Below are 23727 nucleotides of genomic sequence, written 5' to 3'. Positions count from 1 at the left end.
GAATCATATACGACCTGACGGGCGATGGTGCCCCTCATCCCGAGAGGAGCGCAGATGTCCCTGACTCACAGCCCGAACAGCGTCCACGGAATCCGCCGGCACGGCCGCATGCGCCTCGGCGAGGACATCCTCCTCGCCCGCCACGGCGACAACATCGCGAGCCTGCGCCTCGACCGCCGGGCCAACCGCATGGTCGCGACCCTGCGCGACGGCAGCATCGACTGCGCGTCCAACTCGGTCCTCGCCGCGGTGCCCTCGCCGATGGCCCGCCTCGGCGCGCAGCTCCACGCGGTCCGCACCGACACCGCGTCGGTCAGCCGCTCCGACGCCCGTGCCCTTATCAAGTTCAGCCTCGTGTGGCTGCTCATCAGCGTCGTCCTCACGGTCGGGGTGATCTGGGCGGTGACCGCCTCGGGCAACGCCGAGATGGTCAACAGCGCCCTCATGTACCCCGCCAACTGACGCACGACGCCGGCGGGCCGGCCCCGCGTCCGGCTCGCCTGGCGAGACCCTCCTGCCGCGCCGGCTGCGCCCTCGCTACCCTGAGCCGGTGAGCTCACCCGCCCCGGCCGTCTGGAACCCCCGCCTCGCGCTGCTCGTTGCCGCGACGTACTTCATGGAGTTCCTCGACGGCACGGCCCTGGCGACGGCACTGCCGGCGATCGGCGCGGACTTCGGTGTGCCCCCGGCCGACGTGAACGTGGCCATGACGGCCTACCTTGTCGCCGTCGCGATGGGCATCCCGTTCAGCTCCTGGCTCGCCGAGCGCTTCGGTCCGCGGCGCGTCTTCACCTCGGCGATCCTGGTCTTCACCCTCGCCTCGCTCGCGTGCGCGCTGAGCCCTGGCCTCGCGGCGCTCACAGCCTTCCGGGCGGTGCAGGGCTTCGGCGGGGCGATGATGGTCCCCGTCGGCTCGCTCGTGGTGCTGCGCGGAACGCCCAAGGACGAGCTGCTGAAGGCCACGGCGTTCCTCGTCTGGCCGGGCCTGCTCGCCCCGGTCCTGGCTCCCCTCGTGGGCGGGGCGCTCACCCAGTACCTCTCTTGGCACTGGATCTTCCTCGTCAACCTGCCCCTCGGCGCCGCCGCGCTCGTGGCCGCCCTGAGGCTCGTGCCCGAGGGCGGCGCCGATCCCGGTCGGCGGCTCGACTGGCCGGGGCTCGGGCTCACGACCCTCGGCGTCGCCGCCGTGGTGGTGGGCCTCGAGCTCTTCAGCGAGGGCCGCCCGGCCGGCTGGGCCGCGGCCACCCTCGCGCTGGGCCTGGCCGGCCTGGCCGCCGCCGTGGGCTGGATGCGTCGCGCGCCGCGCCCGCTCTTCGACTTCTCCGTGCTGCGCGTGCGCACGTTTCGCGCGACCCAGACGGGCGGGTTCGTCTACCGGCTCACGATCCAGGCCGTGCCCTTCCTCCTGCCGCTGCTCTTCCAGGACGGCTTCGGCTGGGACCCGGTGCACTCGGGGCTGCTGGTCGCCGCGGTGTTCGTCGGCAACATCGGCATCAAGCCGGCGACGACGCCGCTCATCCGCCGCTTCGGCTTCAAGCCGGTGCTCGTGGCCGCCGCGGGAGCCTCGGCCGCGACCTTCGCCGGGTGCGCGCTGCTCGCCCCCGAGGCTCCCGAGGCGCTCATCGCCCTGCTGCTCGTGGCCTCGGGCGCGTTCCGCTCCATCGGCTTCTCCGCGTACATGAACGTCCAGTACGCCGACGTCTCGGCAGAGCAGCTGCCCAGCGCGAACGCCATCGCGAACACGCTGGTCCAGCTGGCCGCGGCCCTCGGCGTCGCCGTGGGCGCCCTCCTGATCAGGGCAGGGGCGGCCTGGCTCCCCGCCGCCGGGGACCACGCAGCGGCCGCGGCCCTGCCCTACCGGTTCGCCTTCATGGCGATCGCGGTGCTCATGATCGCCTCCGTCGTGGACAGCGCGCTGCTGCCGCGGCACGCGGGGACCGAGGTCAGCGGGCGCCGGCGGTGATCCCTGCCGTCTCTGCGGTGAGGACGCAGCGCTGGCGCCCGAGGCCCTCGACCTCGACCTCGACCGTGTCGCCGGGGGCGAGGTAGGGGAAGCGGCCCGAGAGCGCCACGCCGGCGGGGGTCCCGGTCAGGATCACGTCGCCCGCCTCGAGCAGCATGTACTGGCTCACGTGGTGGACGAGCTCGGCCGGGGAGAAGACGAGGTCCGCCGTCCGGGAGTCCTGGCGCGGCTCGCCGTTCACCCAGCTGCGCACGCGCAGGTCCGCCGGATCGGCCTCGTCGGCCGGGACGAGCCAAGGCCCGAGCGGGGTGGAGCCGGGGGAGGACTTGCCCTTGGTCCACTGGCCGGCCGCGCCCATCTGCCAGTCGCGCTCGGAGAGGTCGTTCGCGCAGGCGTAGCCCGCGATGCACTCCGCGGCGGCCGCGACGGTGGGCAGCACGTGGGCGTCGCGGCCCACCACGATGGCGAGCTCCGCCTCCCAGTCGTACTTCCCTCCCGCTGCCGGGTACGGGGCCGGGTCGAAGGGGCCGGCGACGGTGCTCGTGGGCTTGAGGAAGACGATGGGGACGGTCGGGACGGCCGAGCCGGCCTCGGCCGCGTGGTCGGCGTAGTTCAGGCCGATCCCGACCACGGACCGCGGACGCGCCACCGGCGCACCGATCCTCAGGCCGGCCGGGTCGATGGCCGGAAGCTCCCCGGCGGCGAGGGCCGCGCGGACCCGGGCGGCGCCGTCGTGCGCGAGGAAGGCGCCGTCGATGTCCGAGGTGAGCGGGAGCAGGCTGTAGGCCCGCTCGGTGCCGTCGGGGTCGGCCGTGAGGACGGCGGGCTGCTCTGCGCCGAGGTCGCCGAGTCTCAGGAACTTCATTGGTCCTCCATGATGTGGAAAATGTTTTCCAATATCAGCCGATTCTACAGTGCCGCCCACGGTGCCCGCTCGCCGTGAACTTGAGTCCAGCTCGCTCAAGTTCATTTGACATCCGGCGCCTCCTGCGTAGAGTTGAGTGCAGACCGCTCAACTTGGTCCAGACCAGAAACCAGCAGGAGGAACCTATGTCCCGTGCAGTCGGCATCGACCTGGGCACCACCAACTCCGTCGTCTCCGTCCTGGAGGGCGGCGAGCCGACCGTCATCGCGAATGCCGAGGGCGGCCGCACCACGCCGTCGGTCGTCGCCTTCTCCAAGACCGGCGAGGTGCTGGTCGGCGAAATCGCGAAGCGCCAGGCCGTCAACAACATCGAGCGCACCATCGCGTCGGTCAAGCGCCACATGGGCACCGACTGGACGGTCAACATCGATGACAAGAAGTACACGCCGCAGGAGATCTCCGCGCGCATCCTCATGAAGCTCAAGAACGACGCCGAGTCGTACCTGGGCGAGAAGGTCACCGACGCGGTGATCACCGTGCCGGCGTACTTCAACGACGCCGAGCGCCAGGCCACCAAGGAGGCCGGCGAGATCGCGGGCATGAACGTCCTGCGCATCATCAACGAGCCCACCGCGGCCGCGCTCGCCTACGGCCTGGACAAGGGCAAGGAGGACGAGCTCATCCTCGTCTTCGACCTCGGCGGCGGCACCTTCGACGTCTCCCTCCTCGAGGTCGGCAAGGACGAGGACGGCTTCTCGACCATCCAGGTCCGCGCGACCGCGGGCGACAACCGCCTCGGCGGCGACGACTGGGACCAGCGCGTCGTCGAGTACCTCCTCAGCCAGCTCAAGGTCAAGGGCATCGACCTCTCCAAGGACAAGATCGCCCTCCAGCGCCTCCGCGAGGCCGCCGAGCAGGCCAAGAAGGAGCTCTCGTCCTCGACGAGCACCAATATCTCCCTCCAGTACCTCTCGGTCACCCCCGACGGCCCGGTCCACCTCGACGAGTCCCTCTCGCGCGCGAAGTTCCAGGACCTCACCAAGGACCTGCTCGAGCGCACCAAGAAGCCGTTCCACGACGTCATCTCCGAGGCCGGCATCAAGGTCGCGGACATCGACCACGTGGTCCTCGTCGGCGGCTCCACCCGCATGCCGGCCGTGTCCGAGCTCGTGAAGGAGCTCACCGGCGGCAAGGAGCCGAACAAGGGCGTGAACCCGGACGAGGTCGTGGCCGTCGGCGCCGCGCTCCAGGCCGGCGTCCTCAAGGGCGAGCGCAAGGACGTCCTCCTGATCGACGTCACCCCGCTCTCCCTCGGCATCGAGACCAAGGGCGGCGTGATGACCAAGCTCATCGAGCGCAACACGGCCATCCCGACCAAGCGCTCGGAGACCTTCACGACTGCCGACGACAACCAGCCGTCGGTGTCGATCCAGGTGTTCCAGGGCGAGCGCGAGTTCACCCGCGACAACAAGCCGCTCGGCACCTTCGAGCTGACCGGCATCGCACCGGCGCCGCGCGGCATCCCGCAGATCGAGGTCACGTTCGACATCGACGCCAACGGCATCGTCCACGTCTCCGCGAAGGACAAGGGCACCGGCAAGGAGCAGTCGATGACGATCACGGGCGGCACCGCGCTGTCCAAGGACGACATCGACCGCATGGTCGCCGAGGCCGAGGCCCACGCCGCCGAGGACAAGCAGCGCCGCGAGGCCGCCGACCGCCGCAACTCCGCCGAGCAGCTCGCCTACTCCGTGGACAAGCTCATCGCGGACAACAAGGACAAGCTGCCCGAGGAGGTCCGCACCGAGGTGCAGGCCGACGTCGACGCCCTCAAGAAGGCGCTCGAGGGCACGGACAACGACGACGAGGTGAAGACCGCGTTCGAGAAGCTCCAGCAGTCCCAGACCAAGCTCGGCGAGGCGATCTACGCCCAGTCGCAGGCGGGTGCCGCCGCGGGCGACGGCGCGCAGGCGGGGACGCACGACGCCGGCGCCCACTCCGGGGGCTCGGCGAACGCCGACGAGGACATCGTCGACGCCGAGATCGTTGACGAGGACGAGAAGAAGTAACCATGGCTCCTCACCACGGAAACGAGAACGAGCACGGGTCCGAGCGCCCCGAGCCGGTGATCCGGGACAACCGCAAGGTGGACCCGGTCACCGGCCAGGCCCGGCACCCGGAGGGCGCGGAGGCCTCCGAGGCCGCCCCGCACGACGGCCACGAGGAGATGCAGCCGGTGGACGAGGCCCACGACTCGGGCGACGCGCTGGCCCAGGCCGAGCAGATCCTGAATGAGGCCGAGGCCGGCGAGCAGGAGGGGCAGGCGGCCGTGGTGGCCGAGCTGCGCAACGACCTGCTGCGCCTCCAGGCGGAGTACGTGAACTACCGCCGCCGAGTGGACCGCGACCGCGCGGTCGCCGGGGAGGTCGCCACGCTGGGCGTGCTGAGCTCGCTGCTGCCGGTCCTGGACGACATCGACGCGGCCCGGGCCCACGGCGACCTCGAGGGCGGCCCGTTCGCCTCGATCGCCGGCAAGCTCGAGTCGATCGTCGCCGGCCAGGGGCTCGAGCGGATCGACCAGGCGGGCGTGGAGTTCGACCCGAACATCCACGAGGCCCTCATCCAGCAGCCGGGCGAGGGCATCGAGGTGGACACCGTCCAGCAGGTGCTCCGCACGGGCTACCGCACCTCGTCGCGCGTGCTGCGTGCGGCCCAGGTCATCGTGGCGACGCCCCAGGGCTGACCCACCCTTACGTTTCGGGTACGCATCTCGCCGCCCTCTGAGGGTTTCGGGTACGCGGGCTCCTTCGCCCGCGTACCCGAAACGGGATTTCCGTGACGAGATCCGTACCCGAAACCGTGCACACTTGAAGCAGCAGCTGATCTAAGGAGCGTTCGTGGCAAGTCAGGACTGGGTGGAGAAGGACTTCTACGCCATTCTGGGCGTGTCCAAGGACGCCTCCGAGGCCGACATCAAGAAGGCCTACCGCAAGCTCGCCCGCAAGTACCACCCCGACCAGAACCCGGGCGACGCCGAGTCCGAGAAGAAGTTCAAGGACATCACGGAGGCCAACTCCGTCCTGTCCGATCCCGAGCAGCGCCAGCAGTACGATGCGATCCGCGCCATGGGCGGGGCGCGCTTCTCCGCCGGCGGCCCCGGCGGCGGGGCGGGCGCAGCAGGCTTCGAGGACCTCTTCGGCGGGCTGTTCGGCGGCGGCGCCGGCCGCCACTCGCGCGGCTTCAACACCGGGAACCTCCCGCCCGAGTTCGCCGACCTCTTCGGCGGCGGCGGCTTCGGGGGCGCGGGCTTCCAGCCCCCGCCCCAGCGCGGCGCGGACCGCCAGGCCAGCACCACGATCTCCTTCGCCGGGTCGATCCGCGGCACCACCGTGGGCCTGCGCGAGCGGGACGGCGAGGTCATCGAGGTCCGCATCCCCGCGGGCATCCGCGACGGGCAGAAGGTCCGCGTCCGCGGCAAGGGCGGCCCCGGGTCCGCCGGACCGGGCGACCTCATGGTCACCGTCCACGTCCGCCCGCACGACTTCTTCACTCGCGAGGGCGACAACCTCCGCATCCACGTGCCCGTGACCTTCGACGAGGCTGCCCTCGGCGCCCAGATCGAGGTCCCCACCGCGGACGGCCCGACCGTGAAGATGAAGATCCCCGCCGGGACGAGCTCGGGCCGGACGCTCCGGGTGAAGGGCCGGGGCGTCAAGACCTCCAAGGGTTCGGGGGACCTTCTCGTGACCGTCGACGTCGTGGTCCCGAAGAACCTCTCGAAGGAGGCCGAGCAGGCCATCCGCGCCTTCGCCGAGGCGACCTCCAAGAACGGCCAGTCGGATCCGCGCGCACACCTTGCGGAGAAAGCGAGGCTCTAGGCCATGGCCATCGACCCGTACGCTCCGATCTTCGTGATCTCCGTGGCGGCGGAGCTGGCCGAGATGCACCCCCAGACCCTGCGCCAGTACGACCGTCTGGGAATCGTCTCGCCGTCCCGCCAGGGCGGCCGCCAGCGGCGCTACTCCCAGCGCGACGTCGAGATGCTCCGCGAGGTGCAGCGACTCTCGAAGGACGGCGTGTCCCTCGAGGGGATCCGGCGCATCCTCGAGCTCGAGAACCAGGTGGCGGCCCTCCGCGCGCGCGTGACCGAGCTCCAGGCAGAGCTCGCCAACACGCAGCGCACGAGCGAGGCCCGGCGCGTGTTCGCCGCCGGGATGGCCGGCGACGTCGTGAGCCTCGCGCGCGGGCAGCGGCCCGAGCCGCGGTCCCAGGCCCTCGTGGTCTGGCGCCCCCAGCGCTGACCGCAGCCGAAGGTTCGCCCAACGTTCACCCCGCGGCGGCCGAGCCGGCCCGCCCGCGGTGCGGCCGGCGTCGTACGTTCGATGCGTGAGTGACCGCACGAGCGAGGAGCCCCGCATGAGCACCGCCCAGCACCCCGTCGTCCTCCCGGCCGAGGCCCTCACGGCCGGCGACGAGGCCGTCGTGGACGCGAACATCGACATCGTCAACGCCATGTACGAGGAGCTGCTCGACGAGCGGGAGATCGCCCCGAACGCGCTGCGCAGCTACTACGTGGACTTCTACCTCGCGCAGATGCTGGACGGCGGCTTCGCCCAGTACGCACTCGCGGCCCACGAGCGGGCGCGCGTCGACAGCCTCGTCCGCGAGGGCCTGCACGAGATGGGCGCGTCCGCGCACCTGGCCCTCTTCGACGAGCTGGCGGCCGCCGTCGCGGCCCTGACCGTCGAGGAGACCGAGGCGTACCTCGACGGCGACCCGGAGGGCTCCGTGGCCGTAGCGCGCCTCGAGGACCTCGACGACAGGTTCGAGGGCCTCCTCGAGGAGGAGGACCTCCTGGCGCTCAACGGGTCCTGGCTCAGGGGCCAGGAGGGCCTGCTCGCCCTCGACGAGGACGGCATCGAGGACGAGATCGCCCGCCGGGTAGGCCTCATCGGTGACCTCGAGGAGCGCAGGGCGGCGGCGGACGGGGACGGCCTCGAGGACATGCCCGACTTCGAACTCGTGATCCGCGAGCTGTGCGACGCCGCGGGCCACGAGCTCGTGGCCGTGACGATGGCCGACCCGAACTACGTCCACGAGGGGATCGAGTCCTTCGGGTGGCGCTTCACGACCGACCTGGGGGAGTACGTGATGGTCGAGGAAGGCGACGAGGCGTCCATGATCGACGCCGGAGACGGGACGGTCCTCGCCACCGTCGAGTTCGTAGAGCTGGACGAGGACGAGCTGACGTCCGATCATGATGCCGATGGGCATGGTGTGGACGAGGCCTCCCTGCGGGGAGGCCCCGAGGACGGACGCGCAGCGCAGACGGCACCCTGAGCCGCCGGCCGGCACCGGCCGCGCGCGCTGACGGTGGCCGGGAGGCGGCATGGACTGGATCTACAGCCTGGACATCCTCGACGGGGCCTTCGTGGGGGGCGCGGTCGCCGCAGGCGTCGCGGTCCTCGTGGTGCTCGTCGCCGCCCGCTCTGACCGGTGGAGGGTCCAGCGGCTCCTCCTCGCCGCGGCGGCCGGGACCCTCGTGGGACTGACCTTCTTCGTCTCGTGGGACGCCGCCGATGCCCTCGGCCTGTACCTCCCGGAGGACGTCGGCCGCCTCCTCATGGCGACGTGCGCGGCCGGCGGCGTCGCCATCGCCTGCCTCTGGGACCGGCAGGCCTGGCGCAGGGCGCTGGCGGCGGCGGGCGTCCTCGTCATCGCCGTGTCCGGCGGGGCCGCGGTCAACGCCTACTTCGGCTACGACCGGACGCTCGGGGCCCTCGCCGGGGTGTCCACGGGACCGCCGATCGACCTCGGCGCGCTCCCCCAGGGCGCCGGGCCCGTCAAGGGCGCCGCGGCGGGAAAGCTCCTGTCCGCGTGGACCCCGCCGGCCGGCATGCCCGCCGTGGGCCGTCGGGGCACGGTGCAGATCCCCTCCAACGGCTTCGCCGCCCGCCGGGCCGGCGTCTACCTTCCGCCGGCTGCCCTCACGGCCCACCCGGTCCGGCTCCCGCTCGTCGTCCTCATGATGGGCTACCCGGGCACCCCGGACCCGGGCGCCGTCGCCAACGTCCTCGACGCCTTCGCTGCCGCCCACCGCGGCCTGGCGCCGATCGTCGTCGTCGCCGACCAGATCGGCACCAAGGGCGATCCCGCCTGCGCCGACTCGACAACCTACGGCCCGGCGGAGAGCTACATCCTGGACGATGTCATCCCCTGGGCCCGACGCACCTTCAGCGTCCTCGGCGACGCGGCGCACACCGCCATCGGCGGCTACTCGAACGGCGGGGCGTGCGCCTTCAAGCTCGCCGCCGAGCGCCCGGCCCTGTTCGGGGCCATGTTCTCCGTCTCGGGCGAGGAGTACCCCGGCGCCGAGTCCCCGCAGGCGGCCATCGCCGACGTCTTCCACGGTGACGTGAAGGCCTTCGACGCCGCCAAGCCCGCCGCCATCCTCGCCCGCCACCACGGCAGGTACTCGCACATCACCGCCGTCTTCACGGTCGGCTCGGGCGATCCCACGTTCACGCCCGGGGTCCGGCGGGCCGAGCAGGCGGCCAAGGCGGCCGGCATGGCCGCCTCCTTCCGCACCGTCCCCGGAGCCGGCCACGTCCACGGCGCCATCGGCGGCGGGTTCCGCACCGCCTTCGAGGTCCTGCTGCCGGTGCTGGGCCTCGGCGGGCAGAAGTAGGCCACCCGCCCGCGCTGCCCCTCAGGGGCGCGGGCGGGTGGCCGCCCAGGCCGTCAGCCTTTGTACTGCGTCAGCCGTTGTACTGCGGACAGGCCTCGTTGGAGCAGCCCTTGTCGCGGGGGATCCACTTCTCCCCGTCCTGCTGCCACACGATGTGCCGGTGCTGCCCGCAGAGTTCGCATGACGGCGCGACGAAACTGTGCTTCTCATCTTCCGTGTAGGTGCGGAAGTCTGACATGGTTCCTCCTCCACCTCGGGCTCCCCACACTACCCGCGGCACGGGGGCGGTTCCAGAGGTGCCGCCGTGCGGGCGCAGCGGCGCAGAATGATCCTGGGCGCGCCGTGCGGTGAACCGAGCCGGCGAGGAGGACGTGTGAAGGGGCGAGGAGGTCCCCATGCCCATGGACGAGGACGCGGTCGCGGCGCTCTACCGCGAGCACGGCGCCGCCCTGCGCCGCTTCGCCCGTGGCGCGGTGGGCAGCGAGAAGGCGGAGGACATCGTGCAGGAGGCCATCATCAGGGTGTGGCGGCAGGCACCGCCGGGGGCCCAGGGCCTGCGCCCCTACCTGTACCGCACCGTGCGGAACCTCATCGTCGACCAGCACCGCCTCGCGTCCCGCCGTCCGCGGATCGTCGCCCCGGTGGACGAGGCGGGCGACGGCTTCGCCGTGGCCGTGGACGCCGAGCGCATCGACGAGCTCCTGGACCGCGTGGTCATGGAGGAGGCGCTCGCGAGGCTGACGCGGGAGCACCGGCAGGCGCTCGTCGCGGTCCACTACCGGCGGCTCACCGTCGCGGAGGCGGCCCTGGAGCTCGGCGTGCCGGCGGGCACGGTGAAGTCCCGCTGCTTCTACGCGCTCAAGGCCCTGCGCGCCGCGCTCGACGAGATGGGGGTGGACCGATGAGCACCGGACCGTTCCGGCCAGGACACGAGCAGCGGGCGGACCTCGGCGCCTACGTGCTCGGGGCCCTCAGCCCGCAGGAGAGGCAGGCCGTCGAGGAGCACCTCGCCGAGTGCGCGCCGTGCCGCGCCGAGCTCGCCGGGCTCGAGACGCTCCCCGCGCTCCTCGACGCCGTGCCCGCCGAGCGTGCCGCGCAGATCGCGCACGACGCCGTCCGCCCGCCCGAGCCGGGCACCGCACCGCGCGAGCTGCTCGCCCGGGTGACGCGGCGCCGTCGTGCGCGTGCGGCGGGCTGGGCCGCGTCCCTTGCCGCCGCGGCGGCGGCATTCTTCGTCGCCGGGATCGCCCTCGGCCCGACGCTCGGAGCGGTGCCGCCGAAGGCGGCCCAGCCGTCGCCGAGCGCCACGGCCCCGGCCCCCGCGACCACGGTCACGCTCACCTCGGGCGACGGCGCGCACGTCGACCTCGCTCTCGTCACCAGGGCGTGGGGCACCGAGCTCGACCTCACCTGCCGGGGCATGCCGAGCGGGGGCGCCTACACGGTGTGGGTGGTGTCCGCCGGGGGCGCCGCCCAGCAGGCCGGCGGGTGGAGCTCGACCGGGTATTCGGGGCGCGCCGTCCTGACGGGTGCCACCTCCTTCGAGCTCTCCGCCATCCGCGCGGTGGAGATCCGGGACTCGGCCCAGCAGACCGTGGCGAGGACGTCGCTCGGCTGAGTGGCCGGCTGAGCCGGCCGGCCGGCTGAGCCGCCCGGCCGGACCCCTCGGTCAGGCCCCGGCGCTCAGGGGCAGGCGCAGCGTGAAGACGCTGCCCTCGCCCAGGACGCTGCGGCACTCGAGGGCGCCGCCGTGCTCGCGCGCGACATCGTGGGCCAGGGCGAGGCCGAGGCCCACCCCGGGGATCCCGGACTTGCGGGCGGCGTCGCTGCGGTGGAACCGGACGAACGCCTTGGCGACGTCCTCCTCCGACATGCCGATACCCTGGTCTGCGACCTCGGCGACCGCCATGCCGTCCTCGCGCCGCGCGGCGACTACGCGGAGCTGGCCGGCAGCGGCCGGCTGAACATGGTCGGGGCGCCGGAGCTGAGGGAGGCGGTGGCCGCCGCCCTCGAGTCGGGCCACCGCAACATCGTCCTGAACCTCGGCGAGACCGACTTCATGGACTCCTCGGGCCTCGGCGCCCTGGTGGGCTGCCTGAAGGCGGCGCGCCAGGCGGGGGGAGACCTCCGCATCGCCAACATCGGCCCCCAGCTGGAGATGGTCCTCAAGCTCACGAGCATGGACCGCATCCTCACGCCGTACGCGAGCGCCGAGGAGGCCTTCAGCCGTGGCTGAGGTCCTCGCCTCTGCGACGGTCCGCGGGCCGGCGCAGCCGCCGGTCATCGAGGCGCTCCATGAGACCTTCGAGCGGCTCTGGGACGACGCCCTCACCATCGGCCTCGAGGACCGCATGCCGTTCGAGCTGGCGGTCGTGGAGGTGGCCACCAACGCGGTGCGCCACGCGAAGGCGCCGGACGACGGCGCGGTGGAGCTGCAGGTCGACATGGAGGTCCGCCCGCGCCTGCTCCTCGCAAGGCTCTACGAACTCGGCGCCGCCCCGCTGGGCGAGCTCGAACTCCCCGCGTCCATGCCCGGCCCGGAGGCGGACAGCGGGAGGGGCCTGCAGATGGTGCGCCAGCTCCTGAGCACCGTCAGCTGCGAACGCCAGGGCGAGGCCAACGTCTGGACGCTCACGCGCACCTCCGGAGACGGCGCGGGCCCGGACGCCCCGTAGCGGGGCGCTCAGGTCCGGACGGCCGTGAGGTCGAAGACCACCCGGCCGGCCTTGAGGGCCTTGTTCTCGAAGCTCGTCAGGATCCGCCCCTCGAACCGCGGCGCCCAGCCGCCCACGGCATCTGCCTCCCCGGTGGGCTCGCAGTCCACGCCGGAGGCCCAGGCCGCGGTGAGCGGGCTCGCGGGGCCGGCCAGCTCGCCGTCGTGCGCGTTGCGGAAGTCCGGCGAGCCGGCCACGACGTCCCGCATCTGCTGCGCGTAGCCGGACCAGTCGGTGGCGAGGCGCCAGACGCCGCCGGGGGCGAGGACCCGGGCGGCGAGCGCGGCGAAGGAGTCCTTCACCAGGCGCCGCTTCTGGTGGCGCGTCTTGTGCCAGGGGTCCGGGAAGAACACCCACAGCTCGTCCACCGATCCGGCCGGCAGCATCGAGCCGAGCACCTCGGGGGCGTTGGCCTGGACCACGCGGACGTTCGTGAGCCCGCGCTGGCCGATCCGCAGGAGGGTGTTGGCCAGGCCCGGCCGGTAGACCTCGACGGCGAGGAAGTCCCGCTCGGGGGAGGCCTCCGCGGCGGCGACGACGGCCTCGCCGAGGCCCGAGCCGATCTCCACGACGAGGGGCGCCCGGCGCCCGAACTCGGCCGCGGCGTCGAACACGTAGTCGGGGTGCACGGAGGTGTCCGCGACGTGCCGGGGAACGTCCACCACGTAGGCGTCCGCGTGCTCGTCCCACGCGGACTGCCGGCGCCCCTGGAGGCGCGTGCCGCGCCGGACGAAGCTGAGGGGCTGGCGGCGGTAGGTGCCGAAGGAGGCCTGGCTGCCCGGGGTGGCGGGGTTGCCAGGGGTGGTCGCGGGGGATTCGGGGTGCTCGCTCATTGCCCTCCAAGGGTACCGGGGCACGCACGACGGCGCCCCGCCGGCCTGCGCTGGCGGGGCGCCGTCCGCGGCACTCGGCTCAGTGGCGCAGGTCCTTGCCCTTCGTCTCGGGCAGCCCGAGCACGGTCAGGATCGAGACGAGGACCATGAGCACGGCGTAGACGTTGAACATCCACGACTGGTGGAACACGTCGGAGAAGAGCTGCTGGAGGTACGGGGCCGTGCCTCCGAACAGCGCGACGCAGATCGAGTACGGCACGCCGACGCCCACCGTGCGGATGTGCGCGGGGAACATCTCGGCGTACGCAGCCGGGACGATCGCGGCGGAGCAGGCGATGAAGATCAGCATGACGGACATGGAGACGAACAGCTGCCACGCGGCGTTGTGCAGGAGCCACGTCATCGGGAAGTGCAGGACCGCGACCCCGGCGCCGCCGATGATGAGGACCTTCTTGCGGCCGATCCGGTCGCTGACCCTGCCCCACAGCGGCAGGGCGATGAGGAACACCACGTTGGCGCCCACGCCAGCCCAGAGCGCCTGGGTGGGGTCGATGTGCAGGCTCGAGATGGCGAACGCCGGGGCGACCACGCCCCAGACGTAGTAGATGATGGTCAGGCCGACGGTCATGCCGATCACCTGCAGGGCCTGCTTGCGGTGCTCGACGATGGAGCGCCAGAGCGGGTGCTGGGGCTTCTTCGCCCCGGCCGTGAGGCCCTCGAACGCCTCGGTCTCGGGCATCCGGGCCCGCATGATGAGCCCGTACAGGCCGAGCACCGCGCCGAGGAAGAACGGGATGCGCCAGCCGAAGGCGTCCATCTGGGCCTTGCTGAGCACGCTCGTGAGGACCACGCCGAGGAACGTGCCGAAGAGGACGCCCATGGTGCCGGAGACATAGATGAGCGAGGACCAGAGGCCGCGCTTCTCCCGGGGGGCGACCTCCGAGAGGTAGGTCTGGGACGAGGGGAGCTCGCCGCCGTGGGCGAGGCCCTGGATGAGCCGGGCCACGAGGAGCACGAGCGAGGCGAGCACGCCCACCGAGCTGAACGTCGGGGCCAAGGCGATGAGCAGGCTGCCGAACGCCGCAAGGGCCACGGCGAGCGTCATCGACGTCCGGCGGCCGATCCGGTCGCCGATCCAGCCGAACACGAGCCCGCCGAAGGGCCGGGCGAGGAATCCGACGGCGAAGACGGCGAGGGTCGCGAGGATCGCGGACGTGGGGTCGGCGCCGTTGAAGAGCTGCTTCGAGAAGAACGGCGCGAAGGTCGCGTAGACGTTCCAGTCGAACCATTCGACGGCGTTGCCGACCCCGGTGCTCATGAGGGTCTGCCGGGTCGAGGGCGCCTTGCGGACGCGTCCGGCCACGGCGGCGTTGGTGGACATGGGTGGGGCCTCCGGGTGGGGGGTGATCAGCGGCCAGCGAGCTGGGCGGTCTTGGAGAATGCGAGGTGCGCGTACAGGGCGGCGCCGTCGGCGAGGACGGCGTCGTCGAAGGTCGCGTACGGGGAGTGGTTGAAGGCGGCCGTGGCGGGGTCGACTCCGGCCGGGACGGCGCTGAGCCCGATGAAGCTGCCGGGGACCTCGGCCAGGACCCGGGAGAAGTCCTCGGACCCGCTCAGCGGCTGGGCGAGGCGTGCGTGCCGGCCGGCCGAGCCCCCGAAGAGCTCGGCCACGGCGGCCTCCGCGAACTCGGTCTGCGCGGTGTCCGTGATGGTGAGCGGGTACTCGGCTTCGTAGCGGACCTCGACGTCGAGCCCGTGGGCGTGGGCAATCCCGGTCAGCAGGCGGGGGATGGCCGTCTGCATGCGCTCGCGGTGGGCATCAGAGAAGGTGCGGATGGTGGCGTCGAACTCCGCGGTGTCGGGGATGACGTTGCGCTTGGTCCCGGCGGCGAGCCGGCCGACCGTGACGACGGTCGGATCGAACATGTCGAACTGGCGCGTGACCATGGTCTGGAGCGCGAGGACCATCTCCGCGGCGACCGTCACCGGGTCCTTGGCCGAGTGCGGGGCGGAGCCGTGGCCGCCGGCGCCCAGGACCCGGACGAACACCCCGTCGGAGGCGCTCATCATGACGCCGGGGCGGGTGACGAAGGTCCCGTGCGGGGCCATCGAGGAGAAGACGTGCATGCCGAATGCGGCGTCGGGGCGGCGCCCGGCGGCCTCGAGCACGCCCTCGCGGATCATCACCCCGGCGCCGTCGAAGCCCTCCTCGCCGGGCTGGAACATGAACACGACGTCCCCGGCGAGCCGGTGGCGGGAGTCCGCGAGCAGCGTCGCCGCACCGAGCAGCATCGAGGTGTGGAGGTCGTGGCCGCACGCGTGCATCGCGCCGTCGATCTTCGAGGTGAAGGCCGCCCCCGTGCGCTCCTGGACGGGAAGCGCGTCCATGTCCGCCCGCAGCAGGATGGTGGGTGCCGCCTCCGCGGACTCGTGCGCCCCGCCGCGCAGGACTGCGGTGACCGAGGTCGTGTCCGTGCCGGTGGAGACCTCGAGGCCGAGGCCGTCGAGCACCGAGAGGACCTTCTCCTGAGTCCGGGGGAGGTCGAGCCCGATCTCGGGCTCCTCGTGGAGGGCATGCCGCCACTCGGTGAGCGTGTCCTGGAGACTGCGGGCATCCGCGATGAGATCCATGGTTCCTTTCCTGTGACGTGCGCCACGTGGCGGTCGATGGTGACCAGTGTGTCGCTCGGGGCGCCTCAGGGGGCTAGATTCGGCAGCATCATGCAGAACTCACGCCGAGACAGTCAGAAAAATGCAGGGCCCCGGGCCACGGACCAGCTCTCGGAGGCCGACCTCGAGCTCATCAACGCCCTGCAGATCGCCCCCCGGGTCACGTGGCAGGATGCCGGCCGGATCTTGGGGGTGCGCCCGGCCACGCTCGCGGCCCGCTGGGAGCGCATCGAGTCCGAGGGCCTGGCCTGGATCACCTGCTACGGGGTCGGCGACCCCACAGAGATGACCCTCGCGTTCGTGGACGTCGACTGCGCCCCCGGCAGCACCCCGGGCGTCGCCGAAGCGCTCAACGCCATCCCCGAGGTCCAGACGGTCGAGCTGCCGGCCGGCCACCACGACTGCGTCCTCACGGTCTTCACCGCGACCCTCGCCGACTACGCCCAGCGCGTCGCTCCGGCGATCCTGGCCATCCCCGGCGTGGAGCGCGTCCAGACCTCGCTCGGGAGCCGGCTGCACCAGGCCGGCCACTCGTGGCGCCTCGCCGCGCTCACCCCGAAGAAGTCGGCCGCCTTCGCCGAGCTCGCCGCGCGCGGCGCGGCCGAGGGCCCGCTGTCCCCGGCCGCGCGGGACCTGCTGCCCCTCCTGGCGCGGGACGGCCGGGCGACGGCGGCCCAGATGGCCAAGGACCTCGGGCGCACCCCGTCCACCGTGCAGCGCCAGCTCGCGCGCGTCCTCGGCTCGGGCCTCATCGCCTTCCGCTGCGACGTCGCGCAGAACGCGGTCGGCTTCCCGGTGACGTGCACGTGGTACGCCCGAGTGCCGCCCGGGCACCACGCCGCCGCCGCGGGCGCCGTGCGGTCGCTGCGCTCCGTGCGCCTCGCCGCGTCGATCACCGGCCAGGCCAACTTCCTCGTGACGATGTGGCTCCGCTCCGTCGCCGACGTCATGACCGCGGAGCTGGCGCTGCAGGAGAAGGTCCCCGGGATCGAGCTCCTCGAGAGCCTCGTGCTCCTGCGCGTGACCAAGCGGATGGGTGTCCTGCTCGGCCCTGACGGGCGGGCCGAGGGGCGCGTGGCCATGCCGCGGGAGGCCATGCCGGCGGGGCTCGACTGAGCCGACCCCGCGGACAGGGTAGACTGGGAGGTCGGTGCGCCAGGCGCACCTGCGTCGATGAACGCGTTGACAGGCCCCGCGCCCGGACGCGAGCGCCCCCATCGGGCGCCGCCCGGAACCGCGGCGAGGCCAGGCTCCCTTTCCTCGGCGACCCCCGCGTGCCGGCTTGGCCCGTGGGGCCGATCCGACGCTGGAGTGTTCTTACAGCCATGGCTGACACCACCTTCGTTTCCCTCGGCGTGCCCACCGCCCTGACCCGCGTGCTCGCGGAGCAGGGCATCGAGACGCCGTTCCCCATCCAGACCAAGACCCTTCCCGACACGCTCGCCGGCCGGGACGTGCTCGGCCGCGGCCGCACGGGCTCGGGCAAGACCATCGCCTTCGCGCTGCCGCTCGTGGCCCGCCTCGCGGACGCCGGGGCAGGAAGCCGCCGCGCCGCCAACCGGCCGCGCGGGCTCGTCCTCGCCCCGACGAGGGAGCTCGCGACCCAGATCAACGCGACCGTCGAGCCCCTGGCCCAGGCCGCGGGGCTGAACACGACCGTGATCTACGGCGGCGTCTCCCAGGCCCGGCAGGAGCGCGCACTCAAGGCCGGCGTCGACATCGTCATCGCCTGCCCCGGCAGGCTCGAGGACCTCGGCCGGCAGGGCCTCGTCTCCCTCGCGGACGTGGACGTGACCGTCCTCGACGAGGCAGACCACATGGCGGACCTCGGCTTCCTGCCCGTGGTCAAGCGCCTGCTCGACCAGACCCCCCAGGGTGGCCAGCGCCTCCTGTTCTCGGCCACCCTGGACAACGGCGTGGACAAGCTCGTCAAGCGCTACCTGCAGAACCCGCTCACGCACTCCGTGGACGCCCCCCAGGCTGCCGTAAGCACGATGGAGCACCACGTCCTCCTCACGGCCGATGCCGCGAGCAAGAAGAACCTCATCGAGGTCCTCGCCTCGGGCAAGGGCCGGCGCGTGCTGTTCATGCGTACCAAGCACCACGCCAAGCGGCTCGCGCAGCAGCTCACCAAGTCCGGGATCCCTGCCGTGGACCTCCACGGCAACCTGTCCCAGAACGCCCGTGACCGCAACCTCGCGGACTTCTCCTCGGGCGCGGTCAGCGTGCTGGTGGCGACGGACGTCGCTGCGCGCGGCGTCCACGTGGACGACGTCGAGCTCGTGGTCCACGTCGACCCGCCCGCCGAGCACAAGGCCTACCTGCACCGCTCGGGCCGCACGGCCCGCGCCGGCTCCGAAGGCACCGTGGTCACCATCGTCCTGCCCGAGCAGAAGCAGGATGTCCGCAAGCTCCTCAAGGACGCGGGCGTCAAGGTCGAGGTGACCCCCGTGACGTCCTCCTCCCCGGAGGTGCTCGCCCTCGTGGGGGAGCGCGCCGAGTATGTCGACCCGGCCGAGCGCGCCGCCGCGGTGGCCGCGAAGATGCCGCAGCAGGGCGGCGGCCGGTCGACCGGTTCGAACGCGCAGCGCAAGCGCTCGCGCCGCGGCTCCGGGGCGGCCTCGTCGTCCTCCTCCGCGCACGACGACGTCGCCCGCCGCGGCGGCCGGGGAACCGGCGGCGGTGGCCACCGCAACGACGTCCCGGCCGCGCAGGGCCAGAGCAGCGGGGGCCAGGGCGGCGGGAGCCAGCCCGGTCGCGGCCAGCGCTCGCGCCCGCAGGGCGAGGGCGCGGCCCGGGGCCGCGGCCAGCAGGCGCGCGGACAGCAGGGCCGCGGGCAGAAGCGCGCGGAGCAGGCGTCCGGGGGCAGCGCTCCCGTGTGGAGCTCGAGCACGGGCGGCACGTCGGGCGGCAGCTACGGCGGCGGCTCGGGTGGGTCCGGCCAGCGCGGTGCCCAGGGCGGCCGGGGGCGCGGTCCGCGCCGCGCGAGCGCCCCGGCGTCCAACAGCCGCTGAAGGCCGAACGGCCACTGAAGGCCGCGCAGCCACTGAAGGCCGCGCAGCCGCTGGACCGCGCGGCGCGGGGCGCACGCAGCGCCCCGTGCCGCGGGGCCCTTGGGCACTGATCCCGAGGGCTGCGGCGTGCGTAGACTGGCCGCATGAGCAGCCACGAGACCTCTGCCCCGTCCGAGGGCGTCCGGAGCCTCTCCCCTGAGGACGCGTGGGAGCGCGCGCGCACCATGGTGGTCGGGCGGCTCGCGTTCAGCTCCGACGAGCGCCTCGAGCTGTTCCCGATCAACTACCTCGTGGACCGCGGGACCGTGCTCTTCCGCACGGCGCCGGGCACCAAGCTCGCGGCGTCCCTCGGACGGCTGCAGGTCGCCTTCGAGGTGGACGGCTACGAGCCGGACATCAACGAGGCGTGGTCCGTGGTGATGCACGGGGTGCTCGAGCCGGTGCTGGACACCGCGGAGATCGTCGACGCGGTCGCGCTGCCGCTGTTCCCGTGGCAGTCGGGCGAGAAGGCGTTCTTCGTCCGGATCGTCCCCTCCCAGGTCACCGGCCGCCAGTTCCAGGTCGCAGACCCCTCGCACTGGGTCTCCCAGTTCACCGGCGTGCGCCGCGCCCAGCCCGAGTAGCGCGCCCGGTCCGAGCAGCCCGTCCGCCGAGGGCCTTGAGCCCGGCGGAGCAGCCCACGATCCCGGCGATGAAGACGAGCTTGGCCCAGCTGAAGGCCTCGGCCCCCGTCAGCATCGCCCAGCCGACCGTGAGCGAGGCGCCGGCGCCGACCCAGACGGCGTAGGCCGTCGCGAGCGGGATCCGGCGCACGCTCCACGCGAGTCCGGCCATGCTCGCGGCCGACCCCACGAGGAAGAGGGCACTGGGACCGGGCCGGGTGAACCCCGCGGACGCCGCGAGGGCCGTGGCCCACACCGCCTCGAGCGTGGCGGAGGCCAGGAGCACGGCCCACGCCATCGCTACGCCACCGCCTTGAGCCCGGCCACGCACCCGGCGATGCCGAGCAGCAGGACCGTCCGTGCCGCCGTCGTACGCGCGCCGGCCGAGGGCTCCACCCGGGCGGCCATGGCGTAGACGGCGGTGAGGACCACGCCGACGCCCACCCACACCGCGTAGGCGGTGCCCACGGGGATCGCGGTGAGCGCCAGGGCCAGGCCGCCCATGCTCGCGGCCAGGGCGAGCACGAACACGAGGGCCGGCAGCGGCCGTCGGAACCCGTCCGACCGTTCGAGGGCGGCGGCCCAGACGGCCTCGAGGGCGCCGGAGACGATGAGGACGAGCCAGAGCATGGGGCGGGCCTTCCGGCCAGTCTTGTCGCGTTCCGGGTACTGGGTTCCCTCGTCCGGGGAGCCGCTGCGGCCCCTGGGATCAGGGTAGCAACGCGCCCGTCTCGAGCCCCAGCGACGGCACTGCGAACCGGGCCTCGGCCCGGCCCGCGCCGACGTCTGCCTCGGTCACAGTGAGGGAGGGGTACGGCGCGCCGAACACGGCCCGGCCGCCGGGCGGGAGGTCCACAGGAATCGTGGCCCCGCCCGGATGCGCCAGGGTCACCCCGGCCGCCGCCACTCTCTGGGGCAGCCGGACCCGTGCACGGAAGGCGAGGATGTCCCCTGGATCTCCGAGTAGCCCTCGCGCTCGAACAGCACGCCGATGCGCCCGTCGGGGAGCTCGGCCGCCACGAGTGCCCGGAGCTGCCCTCGCACAGGACGAGCTGGTGCGGCCACGTCGCGCCGCCGTCGCGGGAGAGGCTCAGCGCCGTGTTCCGGCGCAGCTCGGGGTCGAGGTTGGACGAGGCGAGCAGCACGCCGGGCGGGCCGGGCGCGGAGGCCCGGCTGCCGGCGTCGTGCGCGGAGGGCGCGAGCGCCACGGGGGAGCCGTTGTCGCCCGGGTCCGGGAGGCCGCCGATGGGGAGGGGCGCGCTCCAGGAGGCGCCGCCGTCGTGCGAGAGGGAGGCGAGCCGGTGCCCGGCGGCGCGCGAGTGCAGCACGAGGGTGCCGCCGGGCAGGGCCGCGACGGCGGACTCGTTGGTGCCGGGCCCCACGGTGGCTGCGCCGCAGCAGCAGGGCGATCGGGCTCGGGAGGTCGTCGAGATTGGGCCTGCCGTCGTAGGCGGCGAGGAGGGTCCCGGCAGGTGTCACGGCCAGCGAGGGGATGCGGTACTGCGTGCAGCCGTCCGCGCCGCGTCGCGCGATCTGGACGTTGGACGTGGGACAACTGTAGGGCGGGACCCCGCGGGGCAGACTGGTGTCCATGAAGACCATCCTCAATCTCATCTGGTTCATCTTCGGCGGCTTCGCCCTCGCCCTCGGCTACTTCCTCGCGGGCGTCGTCTGCTGCGCGCTGATCGTGACCATCCCCTGGGGCATCGCTTCCTTCCGCATTGCCTCCTACGCGCTGTGGCCGTTCGGGCGCACCGTCGTGGACACCGGCCGGGGTGGCGCCGCGTCGGCGCTCGGCAACATCATCTGGCTCCTCGTCGCGGGGATCTGGATCGCGATCGGGCACGTGGCGACCGCCCTTGCGATGGCCGCGACGATCGTCGGCATCCCGCTGGCGATCGCAAACCTCAAGCTCATCCCGGTCTCGCTCATGCCGCTGGGCAAGGAGATCGTCCCGAGCAGGAGGCTGTTCGCGAGCTACACCCGCTGAGCAGCGGTTCCGGGCGGGGTATCCTCGTCTGGATTCAGGGGGGAGCGCACAATAAGTTGTATCCGACAAGGAGGCACCCATGCCCGAACTCGACAGCTCCCTCGCCGGCGAGTGGCGCTTCGACCCGGCCCACACCCGGCTCGGGTTCTCAACCCGCCATGCGATGGTCACGAAGGTGCGCGGCGCGTTCAACGACGTCGACGGCGTCATCAACGTCGACGTCGACGAGCCGACCAACTCCTCCGTGAGCGTGACCATCAAGGTCGCCAGCATCGACACGCGCAACGCCCAGCGCGACGAGCACCTGCGGACCAACGACTTCTTCGACGCCCCGCACTACCCGGAGATCACCTTCGTCTCCAAGCGGATCGACCAGGTCGAGGAGAACAGCTTCATCGTCAACGGCGACCTCACGATCCGCGGGGTCACGAAGGAGATCGCCGTTCCCATCGAGTTCATCGGCATCGAGACCGACCCCTTCGGGAACATGCGCGCGGGCTTCGAGGGCTCGCGCCGGATCGACCGCAAGGACTTCGGCGTGAACTGGAACGCCGCGCTCGACTCCGGCGGCGTCCTCGTCTCCGACCGGATCCTGCTGGAGTTCGAGATCTCCGCCATCAAGTCCGCGGCAGGCAGCGGGCAGGCCGAGCAGACGCAGGCCGCGCAGGGCTGACGGCCCCGGGGCGGCTGGCATGGGCGAGGGCCCTGGCGGGTCCCCCGGAGAGTCCGAGAGCCCGGTCCGGATCCATCCCTTCGTCGCGGTGGCGTTCATCGAACCCGCCGGGATCGGCCAGCGCTTCGGCAAGCGGCACTGGCCGCTCCACGTGACGCTCCTCCGTTTCGACACGGCCCCGGAGGCCGCCCACGCGGCGGTCGCCGGGGCCGTCGCCGCGTCCGGGGCTGCCCTTCCGCTGCGCGTGCGGATCGGCGAGGACGCCGACTTCGGCTACCGCGGCCGTGTCCGGGTCTCCCTCGTGGAGCCGGACGCGGGGCTCCAGGCCCTCCACGACCGCCTCCGCGAGGACGTGGCCGCCGCGGGCGGCCGGATCCACAGCCCCCAGCACACCGGGCAGGGCTTCAGGCCGCACGTGACCGTGCAGGGCGAGCGGCGGGTCCACACGGGCCAGGTGGTTGCGCTCGGCAGCGTGGCCTTGGTCGACATGGCCCCGGATGGCGACACCGACTGGCGCGTGCCGCTCGCGGCGTGGCCCTGACCGGCCGGCCCCGCTCGCGTCGGGTGTGGCGGCGACCAGCGTGTGGAGGGCCGGGCTCAGCGCCCCAGCCACGAGCCGGCGTCGAGCTCGGCGCGCAGATTGTGCCGGGCCCGCGCAGCCCACAGGCCGCGGGCCGGGTCGGTGTGGAAGAGCGGATCGAGCCCGAGCAGCTGCTCGAGGACCGCGGCCCGGCCCGCGCGGAAGGCCTCGTCCGGCACATGCGCGAACTCGGCGCGGACCTGCGCGGCGTACCGCCGGTATCCGCGGAGGTCGCGGCCCAGCACCGCGAGGTCCGCGTCGCACAGGAGCTGCCCCGCGGCGTCGGACGCCGCCGGCGCATGCCCGGCGGTGAGGCGCACGAGCCGCCCGACCTCGCCCACCTCCGCGGCCGGGAGCCCGGCGTCGGCGAGCCGGACCTCGGCCAGGAGCGCCGACTCCTCCTCGTCCCGGCCGGGCTCGGCGCCGGCCGCGGCCGGGGCGCCGTACACCGCGTCGTGGAACCACGCGGCGAGGACGACGGCGCGCGGCGGGGTGCCGCCGTCGGCAATCGTCTCGAGGGCGCCGAGGACCGCGAAGAGGTGGGCGCGCGTGTGGTAGCGGCGGTGCGGCTCCGCCCAGCGCGCCAGGAGCTCCCGGCCGAGCCCGTCCCGGCCCGCCAGGAGCGCCTCCCAGCGCTGGGCGAGCGGACGCTCCAGGGACTTGGCCCGCTCGCGCGCGGGCACGCGCAGCCCGGACGCGATGAGGGCCCGGGCCAGGTCCCGGCCCGTCACCTCCCGGGCCCCGAGGGCCACGAGGTCCGCGTGGCGGCGCTCGGGGACGTCGTAGTGGTCCTCGTCGAAGGCGCGCTCCGGGATCCCCGCCGCGGCGGCGAACACGTGCAGTTCCGCGAGCGAGGCATCGGAGACCAGATGCGCGAAGACTGTCCCGTGCGCCGGCCACATCGGCGAGTCGATGAGGATTGCCATGGGCACCAGCATCCACCCGCGGGGGCGCCCGTGTCGCGGCCGCGGGGCGATCGCCGAGTTGCCGGTGAGACTTGAGTTGCTTACACTCAGGTTAAATGCGTTGACCTGCATGAGGTCGGCGAGGTTGGATGGATCCGGAAGCTGTGGGA

The 23727-nt window shown here is 73.0% G+C and carries 29 protein-coding genes and 1 riboswitch; of the genes, 18 read left to right on the top strand and 11 right to left on the bottom strand.

The annotated features are described in order from the left end of the window. Window positions 1-54: 54 nt before the first annotated feature. Both J2W21_RS12090 and J2W21_RS12085 read left to right on the top strand, forming a co-directional pair. A complete protein-coding gene (locus J2W21_RS12090; protein WP_307114756.1) occupies window positions 55-462 on the top strand; it encodes a hypothetical protein in 408 nt (135 codons plus the stop codon). Window positions 463-550: 88 nt separating this feature from the next. Continuing rightward, window positions 551-1963 (top strand): MFS transporter, encoded by a 1413-nt coding sequence (locus J2W21_RS12085; RefSeq protein ID WP_307114755.1) that lies wholly within the window; start codon window positions 551-553, stop codon window positions 1961-1963. Here the strand turns inward: J2W21_RS12085 and J2W21_RS12080 are convergent. Continuing rightward, on the bottom strand, window positions 1944-2828 hold the full coding sequence (locus J2W21_RS12080; RefSeq protein ID WP_307114754.1) for a fumarylacetoacetate hydrolase family protein: 885 nt from the start codon (window positions 2826-2828) through the stop codon (window positions 1944-1946). The genes J2W21_RS12085 and J2W21_RS12080 overlap by 20 nt on opposite strands. Before the next feature lie 185 nt (window positions 2829-3013). Here J2W21_RS12080 and dnaK point away from each other — a divergent pair, with 185 nt between their 5' ends. The 6 genes from dnaK (at window position 3014) to J2W21_RS12050 (ending at window position 9516) form a co-directional block, all read left to right on the top strand. Beyond that, entirely contained in the window at window positions 3014-4897 is a 1884-nt protein-coding gene (gene dnaK, locus J2W21_RS12075; protein WP_307114753.1) for a molecular chaperone DnaK, read from the top strand. Between the two features lie 2 nt (window positions 4898-4899). After that, window positions 4900-5571, top strand: coding sequence for a nucleotide exchange factor GrpE (locus J2W21_RS12070; RefSeq protein WP_307114752.1), 672 nt, complete (start codon window positions 4900-4902; stop codon window positions 5569-5571). A gap of 154 nt (window positions 5572-5725) precedes the next feature. Continuing rightward, window positions 5726-6706, top strand: coding sequence for a DnaJ C-terminal domain-containing protein (locus J2W21_RS12065; RefSeq protein WP_307114751.1), 981 nt, complete (start codon window positions 5726-5728; stop codon window positions 6704-6706). Between the two features lie 3 nt (window positions 6707-6709). Further along, window positions 6710-7129, top strand: a complete 420-nt coding sequence (locus J2W21_RS12060; protein WP_307114750.1) for a heat shock protein transcriptional repressor HspR — start codon at window positions 6710-6712, stop codon at window positions 7127-7129. A 115-nt stretch (window positions 7130-7244) separates the two neighbouring features. Next, the gene (locus J2W21_RS12055; protein WP_307114749.1) at window positions 7245-8168 is read left to right on the top strand and encodes a DMP19 family protein; all 924 of its coding nucleotides are present in this window, start codon (window positions 7245-7247) and stop codon (window positions 8166-8168) included. Window positions 8169-8217: 49 nt separating this feature from the next. Then, window positions 8218-9516, top strand: coding sequence for an alpha/beta hydrolase (locus tag J2W21_RS12050; protein WP_307114748.1), 1299 nt, complete (start codon window positions 8218-8220; stop codon window positions 9514-9516). 70 nt (window positions 9517-9586) lie between these two features. On the opposite strand, the gene J2W21_RS12045 is transcribed toward J2W21_RS12050, so the two are convergent. Further along, on the bottom strand, window positions 9587-9754 hold the full coding sequence (locus J2W21_RS12045; RefSeq protein WP_307114747.1) for a hypothetical protein: 168 nt from the start codon (window positions 9752-9754) through the stop codon (window positions 9587-9589). Between the two features lie 157 nt (window positions 9755-9911). Between J2W21_RS12045 and J2W21_RS12040 the strand changes: the two genes are divergently transcribed. Together J2W21_RS12040 and J2W21_RS12035 are read left to right on the top strand one after the other, a co-directional pair. Then, a complete protein-coding gene (locus J2W21_RS12040; protein ID WP_307114746.1) occupies window positions 9912-10421 on the top strand; it encodes a sigma-70 family RNA polymerase sigma factor in 510 nt (169 codons plus the stop codon). Continuing rightward, window positions 10418-11134: an anti-sigma factor family protein gene (locus tag J2W21_RS12035; protein WP_307114745.1), complete on the top strand. Its 717-nt coding sequence runs from the start codon at window positions 10418-10420 to the stop codon at window positions 11132-11134. The genes J2W21_RS12040 and J2W21_RS12035 overlap by 4 nt, the downstream gene beginning before the upstream one ends. Window positions 11135-11185: 51 nt before the next feature. Here the strand turns inward: J2W21_RS12035 and J2W21_RS12030 are convergent, their stop codons facing one another. Continuing rightward, complete coding sequence (locus J2W21_RS12030) at window positions 11186-11425, bottom strand: ATP-binding protein (protein WP_307114744.1); 240 nt, start codon at window positions 11423-11425, stop codon at window positions 11186-11188. Here J2W21_RS12030 and J2W21_RS12025 point away from each other — a divergent pair. Then, the gene (locus tag J2W21_RS12025) at window positions 11399-11752 is read left to right on the top strand and encodes an STAS domain-containing protein (protein ID WP_307114908.1); all 354 of its coding nucleotides are present in this window, start codon (window positions 11399-11401) and stop codon (window positions 11750-11752) included. The two genes, J2W21_RS12030 and J2W21_RS12025, sit on opposite strands and share 27 nt — an antisense overlap. Next, window positions 11745-12191 carry an ATP-binding protein gene (locus J2W21_RS12020; RefSeq protein WP_307114743.1) on the top strand — a complete coding sequence of 149 codons (447 nt, stop codon included), beginning with the start codon at window positions 11745-11747 and terminating at the stop codon, window positions 12189-12191. The genes J2W21_RS12025 and J2W21_RS12020 overlap by 8 nt, the downstream gene beginning before the upstream one ends. An 8-nt stretch (window positions 12192-12199) precedes the next feature. On the opposite strand, the gene trmB is transcribed toward J2W21_RS12020, so the two are convergent. The 3 genes from trmB to J2W21_RS12005 form a co-directional block, all read right to left on the bottom strand. Then, a complete protein-coding gene (trmB, locus tag J2W21_RS12015) occupies window positions 12200-13063 on the bottom strand; it encodes a tRNA (guanosine(46)-N7)-methyltransferase TrmB (RefSeq protein ID WP_307114742.1) in 864 nt (287 codons plus the stop codon). A 79-nt stretch (window positions 13064-13142) separates the two neighbouring features. Further along, window positions 13143-14444, bottom strand: coding sequence for an MFS transporter (locus J2W21_RS12010; RefSeq protein ID WP_307114741.1), 1302 nt, complete (start codon window positions 14442-14444; stop codon window positions 13143-13145). A gap of 26 nt (window positions 14445-14470) precedes the next feature. Continuing rightward, on the bottom strand, window positions 14471-15694 hold the full coding sequence (locus J2W21_RS12005; RefSeq protein WP_307114740.1) for a M20 metallopeptidase family protein: 1224 nt from the start codon (window positions 15692-15694) through the stop codon (window positions 14471-14473). Window positions 15695-15784: 90 nt separating this feature from the next. Here J2W21_RS12005 and J2W21_RS12000 point away from each other — a divergent pair, with 90 nt between their 5' ends. From J2W21_RS12000 to J2W21_RS11990, 3 genes are all read left to right on the top strand, one after another. Beyond that, a complete protein-coding gene (locus tag J2W21_RS12000; RefSeq protein ID WP_307114739.1) occupies window positions 15785-16849 on the top strand; it encodes an Lrp/AsnC family transcriptional regulator in 1065 nt (354 codons plus the stop codon). Between the two features lie 209 nt (window positions 16850-17058). After that, complete coding sequence (locus J2W21_RS11995) at window positions 17059-18747, top strand: DEAD/DEAH box helicase (RefSeq protein ID WP_307114738.1); 1689 nt, start codon at window positions 17059-17061, stop codon at window positions 18745-18747. A 143-nt stretch (window positions 18748-18890) separates the two neighbouring features. After that, window positions 18891-19370 carry a pyridoxamine 5'-phosphate oxidase family protein gene (locus tag J2W21_RS11990; RefSeq protein ID WP_307114737.1) on the top strand — a complete coding sequence of 160 codons (480 nt, stop codon included), beginning with the start codon at window positions 18891-18893 and terminating at the stop codon, window positions 19368-19370. Here the strand turns inward: J2W21_RS11990 and J2W21_RS11985 are convergent. From J2W21_RS11985 to J2W21_RS11970, 4 genes are all read right to left on the bottom strand, one after another. After that, window positions 19339-19707 carry a DMT family transporter gene (locus J2W21_RS11985; RefSeq protein ID WP_307114736.1) on the bottom strand — a complete coding sequence of 123 codons (369 nt, stop codon included), beginning with the start codon at window positions 19705-19707 and terminating at the stop codon, window positions 19339-19341. The genes J2W21_RS11990 and J2W21_RS11985 overlap by 32 nt on opposite strands. A gap of 2 nt (window positions 19708-19709) precedes the next feature. Continuing rightward, entirely contained in the window at window positions 19710-20039 is a 330-nt protein-coding gene (locus J2W21_RS11980) for a DMT family transporter (protein WP_307114735.1), read from the bottom strand. A gap of 11 nt (window positions 20040-20050) precedes the next feature. Continuing rightward, a riboswitch (guanidine-III (ykkC-III) riboswitch) is annotated at window positions 20051-20116 on the bottom strand. 2 nt (window positions 20117-20118) lie between these two features. Continuing rightward, entirely contained in the window at window positions 20119-20301 is a 183-nt protein-coding gene (locus J2W21_RS11975) for a hypothetical protein (protein WP_307114734.1), read from the bottom strand. Continuing rightward, window positions 20298-20453, bottom strand: a complete 156-nt coding sequence (locus tag J2W21_RS11970) for a hypothetical protein (protein WP_307114733.1) — start codon at window positions 20451-20453, stop codon at window positions 20298-20300. The genes J2W21_RS11975 and J2W21_RS11970 overlap by 4 nt, the downstream gene beginning before the upstream one ends. A gap of 547 nt (window positions 20454-21000) precedes the next feature. Here J2W21_RS11970 and J2W21_RS11965 point away from each other — a divergent pair. From J2W21_RS11965 to J2W21_RS11955, 3 genes are all read left to right on the top strand, one after another. Then, entirely contained in the window at window positions 21001-21399 is a 399-nt protein-coding gene (locus tag J2W21_RS11965; RefSeq protein WP_307114732.1) for a YccF domain-containing protein, read from the top strand. 79 nt (window positions 21400-21478) lie between these two features. After that, the gene (locus J2W21_RS11960) at window positions 21479-22072 is read left to right on the top strand and encodes a YceI family protein (RefSeq protein WP_307114731.1); all 594 of its coding nucleotides are present in this window, start codon (window positions 21479-21481) and stop codon (window positions 22070-22072) included. A 19-nt stretch (window positions 22073-22091) separates the two neighbouring features. After that, window positions 22092-22613, top strand: coding sequence for a 2'-5' RNA ligase family protein (locus J2W21_RS11955; RefSeq protein WP_307114730.1), 522 nt, complete (start codon window positions 22092-22094; stop codon window positions 22611-22613). Between the two features lie 56 nt (window positions 22614-22669). Here J2W21_RS11955 and J2W21_RS11950 read toward each other — a convergent pair whose 3' ends face one another. After that, a complete protein-coding gene (locus J2W21_RS11950) occupies window positions 22670-23578 on the bottom strand; it encodes a DUF4031 domain-containing protein (RefSeq protein ID WP_307114729.1) in 909 nt (302 codons plus the stop codon). Window positions 23579-23727 lie beyond the last annotated feature (149 nt).

Source organism: Sinomonas atrocyanea, from assembly GCF_030811715.1.
GTDB lineage: Bacteria > Actinomycetota > Actinomycetes > Actinomycetales > Micrococcaceae > Sinomonas > Sinomonas atrocyanea_A.
The sequence above is the reverse complement of the archived record's forward strand: the minus strand, read 5'-3'. Positions and strand labels throughout refer to the sequence as shown.

What these genes read in the sequence shown, in the direction of transcription:
- J2W21_RS12090 (WP_307114756.1), top strand. Translation starts at nt 55, where the DNA reads ATGTCCCTGACTCACAGCCCGAACAGCGTCCACGGAATCCGCCGGCAC.
- J2W21_RS12080 (WP_307114754.1), bottom strand. Translation starts at nt 2,828, where the DNA reads ATGAAGTTCCTGAGACTCGGCGACCTCGGCGCAGAGCAGCCCGCCGTC.
- dnaK (WP_307114753.1), top strand. Translation starts at nt 3,014, where the DNA reads ATGTCCCGTGCAGTCGGCATCGACCTGGGCACCACCAACTCCGTCGTC.
- J2W21_RS12070 (WP_307114752.1), top strand. Translation starts at nt 4,900, where the DNA reads ATGGCTCCTCACCACGGAAACGAGAACGAGCACGGGTCCGAGCGCCCC.
- J2W21_RS12060 (WP_307114750.1), top strand. Translation starts at nt 6,710, where the DNA reads ATGGCCATCGACCCGTACGCTCCGATCTTCGTGATCTCCGTGGCGGCG.
- J2W21_RS12055 (WP_307114749.1), top strand. Translation starts at nt 7,245, where the DNA reads ATGAGCACCGCCCAGCACCCCGTCGTCCTCCCGGCCGAGGCCCTCACG.
- J2W21_RS12050 (WP_307114748.1), top strand. Translation starts at nt 8,218, where the DNA reads ATGGACTGGATCTACAGCCTGGACATCCTCGACGGGGCCTTCGTGGGG.
- J2W21_RS12045 (WP_307114747.1), bottom strand. Translation starts at nt 9,754, where the DNA reads ATGTCAGACTTCCGCACCTACACGGAAGATGAGAAGCACAGTTTCGTC.
- J2W21_RS12040 (WP_307114746.1), top strand. Translation starts at nt 9,912, where the DNA reads ATGCCCATGGACGAGGACGCGGTCGCGGCGCTCTACCGCGAGCACGGC.
- J2W21_RS12035 (WP_307114745.1), top strand. Translation starts at nt 10,418, where the DNA reads ATGAGCACCGGACCGTTCCGGCCAGGACACGAGCAGCGGGCGGACCTC.
- J2W21_RS12030 (WP_307114744.1), bottom strand. Translation starts at nt 11,425, where the DNA reads ATGGCGGTCGCCGAGGTCGCAGACCAGGGTATCGGCATGTCGGAGGAG.
- trmB (WP_307114742.1), bottom strand. Translation starts at nt 13,063, where the DNA reads ATGAGCGAGCACCCCGAATCCCCCGCGACCACCCCTGGCAACCCCGCC.
- J2W21_RS12010 (WP_307114741.1), bottom strand. Translation starts at nt 14,444, where the DNA reads ATGTCCACCAACGCCGCCGTGGCCGGACGCGTCCGCAAGGCGCCCTCG.
- J2W21_RS12005 (WP_307114740.1), bottom strand. Translation starts at nt 15,694, where the DNA reads ATGGATCTCATCGCGGATGCCCGCAGTCTCCAGGACACGCTCACCGAG.
- J2W21_RS12000 (WP_307114739.1), top strand. Translation starts at nt 15,785, where the DNA reads ATGCAGAACTCACGCCGAGACAGTCAGAAAAATGCAGGGCCCCGGGCC.
- J2W21_RS11995 (WP_307114738.1), top strand. Translation starts at nt 17,059, where the DNA reads ATGGCTGACACCACCTTCGTTTCCCTCGGCGTGCCCACCGCCCTGACC.
- J2W21_RS11990 (WP_307114737.1), top strand. Translation starts at nt 18,891, where the DNA reads ATGAGCAGCCACGAGACCTCTGCCCCGTCCGAGGGCGTCCGGAGCCTC.
- J2W21_RS11985 (WP_307114736.1), bottom strand. Translation starts at nt 19,707, where the DNA reads ATGGCGTGGGCCGTGCTCCTGGCCTCCGCCACGCTCGAGGCGGTGTGG.
- J2W21_RS11980 (WP_307114735.1), bottom strand. Translation starts at nt 20,039, where the DNA reads ATGCTCTGGCTCGTCCTCATCGTCTCCGGCGCCCTCGAGGCCGTCTGG.
- J2W21_RS11965 (WP_307114732.1), top strand. Translation starts at nt 21,001, where the DNA reads ATGAAGACCATCCTCAATCTCATCTGGTTCATCTTCGGCGGCTTCGCC.
- J2W21_RS11960 (WP_307114731.1), top strand. Translation starts at nt 21,479, where the DNA reads ATGCCCGAACTCGACAGCTCCCTCGCCGGCGAGTGGCGCTTCGACCCG.
- J2W21_RS11955 (WP_307114730.1), top strand. Translation starts at nt 22,092, where the DNA reads ATGGGCGAGGGCCCTGGCGGGTCCCCCGGAGAGTCCGAGAGCCCGGTC.
- J2W21_RS11950 (WP_307114729.1), bottom strand. Translation starts at nt 23,578, where the DNA reads ATGGCAATCCTCATCGACTCGCCGATGTGGCCGGCGCACGGGACAGTC.